We start from the raw sequence: 11,876 nt of genomic DNA, 5'->3' as shown, positions 1-11,876 counted from the left end.
GCCCCCAGGGACTGGCTGAGATTGCTGGTCTGATAACCCGTTTCAGGGAAAACAAGAGGGTTATTTTTGCCCTTTTCAATGTAGGATATTTTAACAGCGCCCCCCCTGGCGTTGTGCTCAATGCGGTCCAGATGGAACGCCAGGACATGTTCATAAGACATCGCTTCAAGGTGATGCTGACGGACGTCGATCAGCACAGAATTATGTACTCGGATGCGGTTTTCAATGTACATAAGGACTTCCCGTCCTGGGCAGATTCATTCAGTATGTTACGAAAGATAGGCGTCAGGGACGTTTACATTACCGGCTGTAACAACACTACCTGTATGACAGTGGCGGAAGGGTGGAGCAGGGTCAAGCATGGTCATTACAAAGTTCATATTGACCCTGAACTGACCCTGTATTCAGAAGAAGAGTTAGTCGTGCGAATATTAGGTGAGTCCAAGGCGGCCGTGCTGAACAGAATAGCAGAGCAGAGAGCGATAAGGTGGCAGAGATTCACAGAACTGAATCCACAGATTGATGTGATCGAAACCCCGCTCCAGGCTGACGAGTATAAGCGTCTCAATGAATTCTGCCGGATTTTGGATTAGCCGCAATAAGTCGGTGATCCCTGAGCGATTCGCTGGTATGCGTTCCCACACGGGAGAGGGTGCCGCGAAGCCCTCTTCCCCATGGAAGTGTGTCATTGGATTGTGACCTATTCTTGTTCCTGGTGCTTTGTATTCAGTTTTTGGAGTGCTCTGATATGAATGCTGGCACCCTCAGTCGTATCCGCCTCTCTTGTATCGATATCTCTGTAAGCGGCCTGATAAAGGCGACGCGCGGAGTTTGTCTGGCCGGGGTGTTGTGGTTCTGTTCCCCAATTGCGGTGGCGGGCCTTGATCAGATCATTGCCAGCATTGAGGCGACGCTGGGGCGTTTGTCCGAGAAACAGAAGGTTCTTGTTGTTCTGATGAATATTCAGGAGAGCAACGCGGCGATATTCAAAGAAGCTTCCAACCCCAAGGGACTGGCTGAGATTGCTGGTCTGATAACCCGTTTCAGGGAAAACAAGAGGGTTATTTTCGCTCTTTTTAATGTATTAGATTCTGGCAGCGCCCCCCATGACGTTGTGCTCAATGCGGTCCAGATAGAACGCCAGGACGCATTCATAAAACAGCGCTTCAAGGTGATGCTGACGGACGTCGATCAGAGCAGAGTTATGTCCTTTACTGCGGTTTTAAAGGAATATAAGGGCTTTCCGTTCTGGAAAAGTCCATACGCTGCGATACCAAATATAAGCATCAGGGACGTTTACATTACCGGCTGTAACAGCACTACCTGTATGACAGTGGCGGAAGGGTGGAGCAGGGTCAAGCATGGTCATTACAAAGTTCATATTGACCCTGAACTGACCCTGTATTCAGAAGAAGTGTTACCCATGCAAATATCAGGTGAGTCCCCGGCGGCCGCGCTGAACAGAGTAGCGGAGCAGGCAGCGGCAAAGTGGCAGAGATTCACAAAACTGCATCCATATATTGATGTGATCGAAACCTCGCTCCAGGCTGACGATTATAAGCGTCTCAATGGATGCTGCCAGATTTGGGATTAGCCGCGATAAGTCGGTGGTCCCTGGGCGATTCGCTGGTATGCGTTCCCACACGGGAGAGGGTGTCGCGAAGCTCTCTTCTCCATGGAAATGAATCATTGGATTGTGACCTATTCTTGTTCCCGGTGTTTTATATTCAGTTTTTTGGAATGCCCTGATATGAATGCTGGCACCCTCAACCGTATCCGCCTCTCTTGTATCGATATCTCTGTAAGCGGCCTGATAAAGGCGACGCGCGGAGTGTGTCTGGCCGGGGTGTTGTGGTTCTGTTCCCCAATTGCGGTGGCGGGCCTTGATCAGATCATTGCCAGCATTGAGGCGACGCTGGGGCGTTTGTCCGAGAAAGAAAAGGTTCTTATTGTTCTGATGAATATTCAGGAGAGCAACGCGGCAATATTCAAAGAAGCTTCCAACCCCCAGGGACTGGCTGATATTACTGGTCTGATAACCCGTTTCAGGGAAAACACTCGGGTTTTTTTTGCTCTTTTCAATGTATTAGATTTTGGCAGCACTCCCCCTGGCGTTGTGCTCAATGCGGTCCAGATGGAACGCAATGACATGTTCATAAAAAAGCGCTTCAAGGTCATGCTGACGGGTGTCAATCAGCGCAGAATTATGCACTACGATACGTTTTTAGATGCACATGAGGACTTCCCGGTCTGGAAAACTCCACATGATCGTATAGGAAAGTTAGGCATCAGGGAGATTTATATTACCGGCTGTAACAACACTACCTGTATGACAGTGGCGGAAGAGTGGAGCAAGATCAAGATTGGTTCCAGTCATTACAAAGTTCATATTGACCCTGAACTGACCCTGTATTCAGAAGAAGTGTTACCCATGCAAATATCAGGTGAGTCCCCGGCGGCCGCGCTGAACAGAGTAGCGGAGCAGGCAGCGGCAAAGTGGCAGAGATTCACAAAACTGCATCCATATATTGATGTGATCGAAACCTCGCTCCAGGCTGACGATTATAAGCGTCTCAATGGATGCTGCCAGATTTGGGATTAGCCGCGATAAGTCGGTGGTCCCTGAGCGCCTTTCATGGCGAAGCCTGCCTTCGGGCTCGAACGACATCTGTCTGTAAGGAAGACAACTGCTGCCTCATAAACTCATACAGAACCTGCACCTTCCTGTTGTTTTTCATATCCCGATGGTAAGTAAACCAGACATGGTCATCCTGCCACTCTTTTTCACAAGGCATCATCTGCAGATCCGGGTAAACTTCAGCTGCATCTGTTGAAACCGGCCCAATCCCCATTCCCTCAACAATAGCCATCTGCAGATCCTGGAAACTGTTGCTCTGGTAGGCAATACGCTTTTCATCAATAAACGGCATTAGCTGTTTAATAAAAGAGATGTACTGCTTGCTGGCTGAAGGCATAACCCAGAAATGTTGATCATATTCCTCCGGAGATTGCGGCAGGCCATATTTTTCCACATAAACACTCGCCCCATAATAATTGACCCTGAACGGTGTTAACGGGTGAGCAATAACATCAGAATCCCGGGGCTGTGCTCCCATACGCAAAGAGATATGGGCGACACCAGACGCCAGTGAAAGAATCTCATCCGTGGCGATAATCTGAATCTGAACTTCCTGGTAAATATCCCGGAATGCTTTTAATGCCTTGATAATTCTTGGCATATATTCGTTAACGGCGGTTATCAGCAAAGGTCCGCTCAAGTCCTGCTCTGTCGCTTGCAGAATATTCTCCAAACGTTGGAAGCGCCTGGTAATATCCGGCATTTCCCTGACCAGCAGATGGCCAGCGTCGGTTAGCCGGTACCCTCTCTGATGGCGCAGGAACAACCTGATATTAAGACTTTTTTCCAGAGCGTTAATACGCCGAAGCACAGTGGAATGATTAATTCCCAGGGCTTCCCCCGCCCTACTGAGGGAACCGGACTCCGCCACCTGCAAAGCAATGCGCAGGTCATCCCAACTCATATCGCTCATCGACACAACAGCTTACCGAAACACTCTTTCGATTTATTATTATCCAGAAGTTGTGTAATTTTGCACAACTGTTTTGCCGCTCTTGTGATTTTCCCGCAGACAAATTTTCAGTACTGTTGCCCAGCAACACAGTAACAGGCAAAATTCAGTAATCCCGGAGCTTATGCTAAGAAATACGACAAAATCCTACGGATGGGTCACCATCTGCATGCACTGGCTGCAGGCTCTCACTATTTTCTTTATGTTTGGTCTCGGCCTTTATATGGTTGACCTGACTTATTACGACCCCTGGTACAAAGGCTCTCTGGATCTCCATAAAAGCATTGGCATTAGCCTGGCTGGTCTCTGGCTTGCCATGGTCGTATGGAGAAGTCTGAATACCCGTCCGGCACCTGAACCGGCACCAACCCATGAGCTGCTGGCGGCCAAAGCCATGCACTGGATACTTTATCTGACCATTGCCGCCCTGTTTGTCACCGGTTATCTGATTTCCACCGCCGATGGTCGCAGCATTGCCGTATTTGAACTGTTCTCTGTTCCCGCCCTGCCGACGATTGTTGAGAATCAGGAAAGTCTGATAGGACAGATTCACGAAATCCTGGCCTGGAGCCTTATGGGTTTTGTCGCCATTCACTTCCTTGCAGCCCTGAAACATCACTTCCGGGATAAGGACAAAACCCTGCGTAGAATGCTCAGCCCTCAAAACTGAGGGCCAGCATAAAACAACAGATTAACCAGCAGTACCTGACAACCTATCCTGATAAGAAGGACAAAATGAAGAACTTTATCAAAGCCGCTACTCTTTCCCTCGCAGCCATGACCGCTGCCACCTCCGTTAACGCTGCCGATTATCTCATCGACACCCGCGGAGCCCATGCGGCTGTACAGTTTAAAATCAAGCACCTGGGTTACAGCTGGCTGACCGGTCGCTTCAATACCTTCTCCGGTGGCTTCACCTATGACGAAAAGAATCCTGAAAGCACCAAAGTTAATGTGGTTATCGATACCGCCAGTATCGATTCCAACCATGCGGAGCGTGACAAGCACCTGAAGGGGGACGACTTTCTCGCAGTTAAAGACTTCCCTGAAGCCACCTTTACCAGCACCAGATTTATTCCCGAAGATGCTGACAACGGCACCCTCGAAGGCACCCTGACCCTTCACGGTGTTACCCGTAGTATCTCCTTCCCGGTAAGCAAAATTGGTGAAGGCAGCGACCCCTGGGGCGGTTACCGTGCGGGTTTTGAAGGACATACCACCCTTAAACTGGCGGATTACGGGATTAACTACAATCTGGGTCCCGCTTCAACAGAAGTGCAGCTGGAACTTTATATAGAAGGTATCCGCAAGTAACCTTGATACTCTTTTGCAAAACAAGACTTTTCAAATTTTCAAAACGAGACTTTTCAAAGGGGCCTGAGCGTTTTAATGAACCCGACCCCTTTTTACTTTCCCCTAACCATCATGCTCAACGGCTCAACAAAAGCGTGAACCTCTGCTCCTCTTTCTTATTCAGAAACGGCGATGAACGGAAAACCCCTGCAGACTCTGAAACAGGTGTGTTTTCATCGTAACTCTATGAATGACAACCGATATGAATCCGAGAGGTAGCCGTTATGCACACCAGACCAGTAGATGCCCCTTCACCCCCTCACCACCAGCCTTCCGCCGGAAACTCCTCCCGTGCGAGTGCCCGCACACCCGCACAGAAGGGCAGTTCACCGGCCGGGCAGTACAACCTTCAACAGTACGACCTTCAGAAAAAACCCCAATCCTCCATGCTGCTGTAACTGCAATGACGGACCCCAGTGCTGCAGCTGCTGCATCCTGTGAAACCACTTTCGCGGCCTGCGGCATCTGCTGTCTCGTCCCGAGTCTTACCGGAACGTTACTAACAATCCCGGTTTTAACAATCCCCGGCTGTCTTTTCCATACATTCTCCAACGGCGTATATATAGCGGCAGGGACAATAGCAGGAACCGGCTGTCTCGTCGGCTCTGTTGCCGGCCCCACAGCTGCCTGCCTGATATGTTGCCAGTCACCAGAAACGCAGACAATGCAGAGAGAATAGGCATAACGAAACATGGACGACACAGATCCAGCCCGGGCAAAGCAGGCAAAGAAGGAACGGTTTGGCTAACCCGGCTGGCCTGTAACTACCTTTTATAAGTTGCCTTTCTTCTTATAGGCTGCCTTTTTTCGATATGCCGGGTTCATAGTGTGTGTGACGAACCGCGCAGACGGCAATGCTGACACTCAGGAAACTTTATCCCCACATCACCTCTCCAACGACTGCACTTTTCGCTCCGTCCGGATTAATGATCTTTGAATAAAGAACAGGCTGCCGGCCAATAACAATACGTAACAGACAGGTGGAACATGCCGGATATCAAGGCGTACTACTCGTTCCGCCACACTCTGGAATACCGTGTGGCACAGTTACGCAACCGGATTGCCTGGATTGATTACTGTAAAGGTAGTCACGAAGTTTTTATGCAGGACCTTCCCGAAGGTTCCCGCCAGTCTGTACTGGCTGGCCAGGGGGATGATGGGCAGCCTCTGCGGTTGGCGAACCTGTCCCCGTCCGGACGTTACCTTCTGGTGACACGGGGCCTGTGTTACAGCGGAGAGGACGGAAAAGGTTACAACCCCAATCCACGGCAAAAGACCATGCCCGCAAAAGGCACTCTGCTGCTCCTCGACCTTAACGCCGGTACACAGCGGGATGTTCCCTTAAGCCACTCCCTGAACAAAACCTGTAATCACTCAGCCATCGCTGTTATCGCATCGGACGAATCCGCTGTTACCTGGACCAGCAAAGGAACGGTGTACAGCCAGCCCATTAATGGCGGGGAAACGGAAAAACTGTTCTGCGTACGGGGCACTGTTCAGTCCCTGAGCTGGGCACCGGACAATCACGCCCTGGCTTTTATCTGTCACCGCGATGAACACTCATTTCTCGGGCTGTATAAACCAGGCTGCGACCGGGTGAAGTGGATATCCCCCGGCTTTGACCGTGATGTCTCTCCGGTCTGGTCCCTGGATTCAAAACATCTGGCTTTTCTCCGCTTCCATGGTCCGGAGATTGATATTGCCGACCAGCTGTTTACCGATCTGGCAGACAGTTTTTCCATCATGCTGATGAGCAGTGACAGTCATCAGGTGAAAAGTATCTGGCAGAGCAGTCTGGAAGAGCAGGCCGGACTCTCCCTGCAGTATGGCCATCGCCCTTTAATGTGGCTGAATAACCAGCGTCTGTTATTTTCCCATGATGCCTGTGGCTGGGATCATATTTACCAGTACGATCTGACAGAAGATGCCTGTTCACCTCTCTCGGAAGGCTCCTGGCTGGTTCAGGATTACCATGCCAGCGCCGATGGCAAGCTGTTAGTATTCAGCCATAACCGAATGCGTCGCCACCACTACCACCTGGATGGCCTCGACACCACCAACGACACCTGGCTGAAACTGCACCTTCCTGCAGACACCCAGTACTGGCATCCCACAGCTGGGCCGGACAGTCGTTTCCTGATGTTCGTCTGCGGGGATTACAGAGCGCCCTGCAAACTTGGTTTCTACGACAGGGAACATAAAAAACAGACGCTCTTAACCTCTTCAAACGACGACCAGAAGATTCTCTCCCTTCCCTTTATCATACCTGTTAACAAGGCTCTGAAATCCAGAGACGCTGTGGTTTTCCACAGCCAGATATTTACGCCCCAGGGGGCAGGCCCCTTTCCCGCCCTGTTGAATATCCATGGCGGCCCCTGGCTTCAGAGCCTGCCCGGATTCCATCCGGTATTGAGTATGAGTTTCCAGTATGCCTTCTGCCAGCTTCTGGCGGCCCACGGATTTCTGGTGATGGATATTAATTACCGGGGAGGCAGTGGTTACGGCAAACTGTTCCGGCAGGCTCCGGAAAGGGGCTGGGACGGTGCCAGTGACTATCAGGACATAGTCGCCGCCGGTCACTGGCTGGCGAGACATCCGCTGGTTGACCGAAGTCGTATAGGTGTATTGGGAGAGTCCTGGGGCGGAACCCTCAGCGCACTGGCACTGGCCAGAGACAGTGGCCTGTTCCGAGCCGGGGCGGTGATTAACGGCTGCCATAACTTTCCAAAAGAGATGCGCAGAGAGCATTGGGGATCAAAACTTTTCAGCAGTGACCAGGCGGAAATTGCCACGGAATGCATTGCCCGTGCAAAAATTGCGGAAGACAGCTCTCCCTGGGGCTGGCTGGAGCACTGGATGAGTCCGGTACTGCTGATTCATGGAGACGACAACCGGCAGATAGATTTTTCCGAAAGCCTGCATCTTGCCCACGCCCTGCGCTGCCGGTCCGTTGAGGTGGAAACACTGGCACTGCCCGATGAGGGCCATGAATTCCTGCTCCATGAATCACGGATCACATCGGGTACAAGAGTACTTGAATTTCTTAAGAAGCAGCTGCGGCCCCCTGATAAAAAGTAACCAGGGAAGCAATACGTCTGCAACATCCTTTAACGTTGCTTCATCAACATGGTATCCAGTCCCATGCTCGCAAGGTTCGAGCGAACTGTTGTCACCTCTTTCTGGGAACTGTAAGGTCCAAGCTGTACCCGGTGCCAGCGCTCTCCGCCACGGACAGTGACCTGTTCTATTTTCGCTTCAAAACCACTGAGAATTAACTGGGCACGAAGACGGTCAGCATCCTGGCTGTTGCGAAACGAGCCGGCTTGCAGAAGGTAATTTTCCTGTTCTTCTGGTTTCGATGCGCTTTTAGCCGGTTTCACAGCAAGCGTCGAAGTTACCTGGGGCTTTTCTGCGGGATTCCTACCTGCAGACGCCTGGCTATCTACGGGCACCATAACTTCCGATTTCGGAAGCAGGGTATAAAAATCAAACACAGGTTCGTGGCTCTCAGGGCCGCTGGCAGGTGCTTTCCCGCTGTTTTCGGAGATCACGTCCAGTTTTGTGCCCACATTCGGCACTAACCGGGACAGGCCCATAATCAAAACCCCAATGGCGATACCCGCCGTCAGCCATAACCAACCGGATACCCTTCCCGGCGCGGCTTTTCGGGCAGGGGGCTTGCGTCTGGCCCCCTGGGGTTTTCCCTGCCTCCCTGTTTGTCTGGTGTTACTCGCCATATGTCCCTCTAAAGACGAAATGCATGTTAACCGCATCCTGCCACAAAATGGTGCTTTCTGCATGAACACAAAAATAACTGTTATTTTGTGACTGATACACTGTGGCTGATACATTGTGAAAGTAAAACCTTAACAGCCCCGACCTGCTGCCTTGTGGCCACCATGGAATTCCGCTAGCATCCGATCCATGATTACAGCACTCTACTTTAACTCTATAGATGAAATGGAACCCGGGTTTTTTCCGTTCGAATTAATGACTGCTGTCTGTCTACCTTCTCTGTTTCCCGCGCGACGACGAACCCGCTGATTCGCGCCGGTTTGCGGCTTTCCCTTTCTGGAAAACTGCCGCCACACATTTTCCCAGACACCTGTAAACTTACTCACATCTGCACACCCAGACTAAGGATTGCTCCATGAACGTGCTCAAGTTCCTTGACCAGAAGATAACCGCCGCTCTGGAGGCCGCAGGCGCCCCCGCTGGCAGCCAGGCCATGGTTCGCCCCAGTGCCCGCGCCCAGTTTGGCGACTATCAGTCCAACGGTGTTATGCCTGTGGCCAAGAAGCTGGGCATGAATCCCCGTGAGCTGGCCCAGAAGGTCATTGATAACCTGGACCTGTCCGAAGCCTCCGACAAGATCGAGATCGCTGGCCCCGGTTTTATTAATATTTTCCTCAAACCCGAGTGGATGGCTGAAAAGCTGAGCGGCTATGTTCAGAACGAGCGCGTGGGTGTGGATAAAACCGAAAAGCCCCAGACCATCGTTGTGGATCTTTCCGCTCCCAACGTGGCCAAAGAGATGCACGTTGCCCACCTGCGTTCCACCGTTATCGGTGATGCTGTGTCCAAAACTCTGGAATTCCTCGGCAACAAGGTGATCCGCGCCAACCATATCGGTGACTGGGGCACCCAGTTCGGTATGCTGATCGCCCATCTGGAAGACCTGCAAAAGACCAACCCGGATGTTATGAACTCCGAGCTGGGTGACCTGGAAGAATTCTACCGCCAGTCCAAAAAGCACTACGACGAAGATGAAAAATTTGCCCTGCGTGCCCGGAACTACGTGGTAAAACTCCAGGGTGGCGACGAATGGTGCCTGGAGCAGTGGAAGAAGCTTGTGGACGTGACCATGGAGCAGAACCTGCGTACCTACAAGCGCCTGAACGTGGATATTACTGAAAAAGACACCATGGGCGAAAGCATGTACAACGATATGCTCGCGCCTATTGTGGAAGATATGAAAGCCAAAGGTCTGGCGGTTGAAGACGACGGTGCCACTGTTGTTTACCTGAACGAGTTCAAGAATAAGGACGGCAACCCCATGGGTGTTATCGTCCGGAAGCGTGACGGCGGTTTCCTGTACACCACCACGGATATCGCCTGCGCCAAGTACCGTTATGAAACCCTGGGGGCTGACCGGGTTCTGTACTACATCGACGCCCGTCAGTCCGAGCACCTGAAACAGGCATGGACCATCGTTCGCAAGGCCGGTTATGTACCGGAGACTGTTTCCCTGGAACACCACGCATTCGGCATGATGCTGGGTAAGGACAACAAACCCTTCAAAACCCGTGCCGGTGGCGTAGTGAAGCTGGCTACCCTGCTGGACGAAGCCACGGCCCGTGCCACCAGGCTGATCGCCGAGAAGGGCGCGGATATGACCCCGGAACAACAGGCGGAAGTTATCAACGCTGTCGCCATGGGTTCCGTGAAGTACTCCGACCTGTCCAAGAACCGCACCAGCGACTATGTCTTTGACTGGGACAACATGCTCTCCTTTGAAGGCAACACCGCCCCCTACATGATGTACGCCTACACCCGTGTACAGAGCATCTTCCGCAAGGCCGGTGTTAAAGCAGCAAGCCTGTCTGGCGACATCAACATCAATGAAGCTGCCGAGCGTGAACTGGCTATCAAGCTGATGCAGTTCAGCGAAGCGGTGGAAAGTGTTGCCCGTGAAGGTATGCCCCATATCCTGTGCAGCTACCTGTTCGAGCTGGCGGGCTGCTTTATGAAGTTTTACGAGTTCTGCCCGGTGAACAAGGACGATGTTCCTGCCGATGTGAAGAACAGTCGTCTGCAGCTGTGCGCCCTGACTGCCCGCACCCTGAAGCTGGGCCTGGGTTGCCTGGGTATCGAGACTGTTGAGCAGATGTAAAGCTCAATGGCTTTCGATTGAAGCTATCATTTAAGCAGGAGCTTCCATTTAAAATCCCCCGAACATTATTGCCGGGGGATTTTCTATTTCCCTGATGACAGCTGTAAAACGAGTAACTACTTTTCTCTGTACTGAAATCATTACGAAACCAGCATTATGAAACGACTGACTTCTAGTTTTTCGCTGATATCCCTGTTACTCCTGCCTTATTACACATTTGCTAGCCAGCAGTGTGAGCTGAACATTTACCAAACCAATCCGGACGGCGTCTGGATTAAAATATCCGTAAAAAATGCCAAAAATAATCAGCAGCTTTTTAATGCCGGCGTTCCACCTAAACAAGAGTTTCATGTTGCCACTGTCGACTGTGGAACCACCGTCATTATCAACCCCGCCTATTATCCCAGGCCTCAAGGGGGATATATGGTAGCAAGCTGCACGGAATACTGCCCCACAATCAATGGATTGTCGTACGATCTCTCAGTCGAGTTTCATATCCAGAACGACAGTCAGCCCGTATGTATACATCCAGCCCATGACGCCTGCCCTTAGCAGGAAAACGGAGAAAGTTCGCCCAGGTTCAAGCCTCCAGCATAAACGTCACAGGACCATCATTTATCAGACTGACTTTCATATCAGCCCCAAAGCGTCCACAGGCCACTTTGGAGTGTACATTCCGGGCTTTCTCCACAAAGTAATCGTACAGTTCTTCCCCCAAAGCCGGTGATGCTCCGGAGCTGAAACCTGGCCGCAGACCTTTGCGGGTATCCGCCACCAGGGTGAACTGAGAGACCACTAGCAGGCCACCGCCAGTATTGGTCAGGCTGCAGTTCATTTTGCCTTCATCATCTGAAAAAATGCGGTAACGCAGAATCTTGTCCAGCAGCTTATCGACCTTTTCCCTGGAATCATCTTTCTCAACCCCAAGAAGTAACAGTATGCCGTTGTCTATTTCACCGACAACTTCACCATTAACAACTACACTGGCATGACTGACACGCTGAACCAGTCCTTTCATCGCTTAACTCCGTTTCAGTTAG

General features: G+C 51.4%; 13 protein-coding genes. 9 read left to right on the top strand and 4 right to left on the bottom strand.

Annotation, left to right across the window (positions count from 1 at the left end; genetic code table 11):
• On the bottom strand, positions 1-233 hold a 233-nt coding region (locus ACY2RQ_RS14835), incomplete at its 3' end, for a hypothetical protein (RefSeq protein ID WP_490113764.1).
• A gap of 33 nt (positions 234-266) precedes the next feature.
• Between ACY2RQ_RS14835 and ACY2RQ_RS14830 the strand changes: the two genes are divergently transcribed.
• The 3 genes from ACY2RQ_RS14830 to ACY2RQ_RS14820 all read left to right on the top strand — a co-directional run bounded on the left by ACY2RQ_RS14830 (position 267) and on the right by ACY2RQ_RS14820 (position 2,602).
• Positions 267-593: a hypothetical protein gene (locus ACY2RQ_RS14830; protein ID WP_490113763.1), complete on the top strand. Its 327-nt coding sequence runs from the start codon at positions 267-269 to the stop codon at positions 591-593.
• Positions 594-748: 155 nt separating this feature from the next.
• Positions 749-1,594, top strand: a complete 846-nt coding sequence (locus tag ACY2RQ_RS14825) for a hypothetical protein (RefSeq protein ID WP_490113762.1) — start codon at positions 749-751, stop codon at positions 1,592-1,594.
• 156 nt (positions 1,595-1,750) lie between these two features.
• Positions 1,751-2,602, top strand: a complete 852-nt coding sequence (locus tag ACY2RQ_RS14820) for a hypothetical protein (RefSeq protein ID WP_490113761.1) — start codon at positions 1,751-1,753, stop codon at positions 2,600-2,602.
• Positions 2,603-2,633: 31 nt separating this feature from the next.
• Here the strand turns inward: ACY2RQ_RS14820 and ACY2RQ_RS14815 are convergent, their stop codons facing one another.
• Positions 2,634-3,551 (bottom strand): LysR family transcriptional regulator, encoded by a 918-nt coding sequence (locus tag ACY2RQ_RS14815; RefSeq protein ID WP_490113760.1) that lies wholly within the window; start codon positions 3,549-3,551, stop codon positions 2,634-2,636.
• A gap of 163 nt (positions 3,552-3,714) precedes the next feature.
• Between ACY2RQ_RS14815 and ACY2RQ_RS14810 the strand changes: the two genes are divergently transcribed.
• From ACY2RQ_RS14810 to ACY2RQ_RS14795, 4 genes are all read left to right on the top strand, one after another.
• The gene (locus tag ACY2RQ_RS14810; protein ID WP_490113759.1) at positions 3,715-4,260 is read left to right on the top strand and encodes a cytochrome b; all 546 of its coding nucleotides are present in this window, start codon (positions 3,715-3,717) and stop codon (positions 4,258-4,260) included.
• A gap of 65 nt (positions 4,261-4,325) precedes the next feature.
• Entirely contained in the window at positions 4,326-4,904 is a 579-nt protein-coding gene (locus ACY2RQ_RS14805) for a YceI family protein (protein WP_490113758.1), read from the top strand.
• A 263-nt stretch (positions 4,905-5,167) separates the two neighbouring features.
• Positions 5,168-5,341 (top strand): hypothetical protein, encoded by a 174-nt coding sequence (locus tag ACY2RQ_RS14800; protein ID WP_490113757.1) that lies wholly within the window; start codon positions 5,168-5,170, stop codon positions 5,339-5,341.
• A gap of 589 nt (positions 5,342-5,930) precedes the next feature.
• Positions 5,931-8,021, top strand: a complete 2,091-nt coding sequence (locus ACY2RQ_RS14795) for a S9 family peptidase (RefSeq protein ID WP_490113756.1) — start codon at positions 5,931-5,933, stop codon at positions 8,019-8,021.
• 29 nt (positions 8,022-8,050) lie between these two features.
• Here the strand turns inward: ACY2RQ_RS14795 and ACY2RQ_RS14790 are convergent, their stop codons facing one another.
• Complete coding sequence (locus ACY2RQ_RS14790; protein ID WP_490113755.1) at positions 8,051-8,680, bottom strand: SPOR domain-containing protein; 630 nt, start codon at positions 8,678-8,680, stop codon at positions 8,051-8,053.
• A gap of 413 nt (positions 8,681-9,093) precedes the next feature.
• Between ACY2RQ_RS14790 and argS the strand changes: the two genes are divergently transcribed.
• Together argS and ACY2RQ_RS14780 are read left to right on the top strand one after the other, a co-directional pair.
• The gene (argS, locus tag ACY2RQ_RS14785) at positions 9,094-10,836 is read left to right on the top strand and encodes an arginine--tRNA ligase (RefSeq protein ID WP_490113754.1); all 1,743 of its coding nucleotides are present in this window, start codon (positions 9,094-9,096) and stop codon (positions 10,834-10,836) included.
• Positions 10,837-10,992: 156 nt separating this feature from the next.
• Positions 10,993-11,388, top strand: coding sequence for a hypothetical protein (locus ACY2RQ_RS14780; RefSeq protein ID WP_490113753.1), 396 nt, complete (start codon positions 10,993-10,995; stop codon positions 11,386-11,388).
• Between the two features lie 28 nt (positions 11,389-11,416).
• On the opposite strand, the gene dtd is transcribed toward ACY2RQ_RS14780, so the two are convergent.
• Complete coding sequence (dtd, locus tag ACY2RQ_RS14775; RefSeq protein WP_490113752.1) at positions 11,417-11,854, bottom strand: D-aminoacyl-tRNA deacylase; 438 nt, start codon at positions 11,852-11,854, stop codon at positions 11,417-11,419.
• Between the last annotated feature and the right edge of the window lie 22 nt (positions 11,855-11,876).

It is taken from the genome of Parendozoicomonas sp. 209JJ7-1 (assembly GCF_058147085.1).
This window is presented reverse-complemented; position numbering and strand designations above follow the sequence as displayed.

Excerpts from the sequence above, each read along its gene's own strand:
- ACY2RQ_RS14830 (WP_490113763.1), top strand. The coding sequence starts at position 267 with ATGTTACGAAAGATAGGCGTCAGGGACGTTTACATTACCGGCTGTAAC.
- ACY2RQ_RS14825 (WP_490113762.1), top strand. The coding sequence starts at position 749 with ATGAATGCTGGCACCCTCAGTCGTATCCGCCTCTCTTGTATCGATATC.
- ACY2RQ_RS14820 (WP_490113761.1), top strand. The coding sequence starts at position 1,751 with ATGAATGCTGGCACCCTCAACCGTATCCGCCTCTCTTGTATCGATATC.
- ACY2RQ_RS14815 (WP_490113760.1), bottom strand. The coding sequence starts at position 3,551 with ATGAGCGATATGAGTTGGGATGACCTGCGCATTGCTTTGCAGGTGGCG.
- ACY2RQ_RS14810 (WP_490113759.1), top strand. The coding sequence starts at position 3,715 with ATGCTAAGAAATACGACAAAATCCTACGGATGGGTCACCATCTGCATG.
- ACY2RQ_RS14805 (WP_490113758.1), top strand. The coding sequence starts at position 4,326 with ATGAAGAACTTTATCAAAGCCGCTACTCTTTCCCTCGCAGCCATGACC.
- ACY2RQ_RS14800 (WP_490113757.1), top strand. The coding sequence starts at position 5,168 with ATGCACACCAGACCAGTAGATGCCCCTTCACCCCCTCACCACCAGCCT.
- ACY2RQ_RS14795 (WP_490113756.1), top strand. The coding sequence starts at position 5,931 with ATGCCGGATATCAAGGCGTACTACTCGTTCCGCCACACTCTGGAATAC.
- ACY2RQ_RS14790 (WP_490113755.1), bottom strand. The coding sequence starts at position 8,680 with ATGGCGAGTAACACCAGACAAACAGGGAGGCAGGGAAAACCCCAGGGG.
- argS (WP_490113754.1), top strand. The coding sequence starts at position 9,094 with ATGAACGTGCTCAAGTTCCTTGACCAGAAGATAACCGCCGCTCTGGAG.
- ACY2RQ_RS14780 (WP_490113753.1), top strand. The coding sequence starts at position 10,993 with ATGAAACGACTGACTTCTAGTTTTTCGCTGATATCCCTGTTACTCCTG.
- dtd (WP_490113752.1), bottom strand. The coding sequence starts at position 11,854 with ATGAAAGGACTGGTTCAGCGTGTCAGTCATGCCAGTGTAGTTGTTAAT.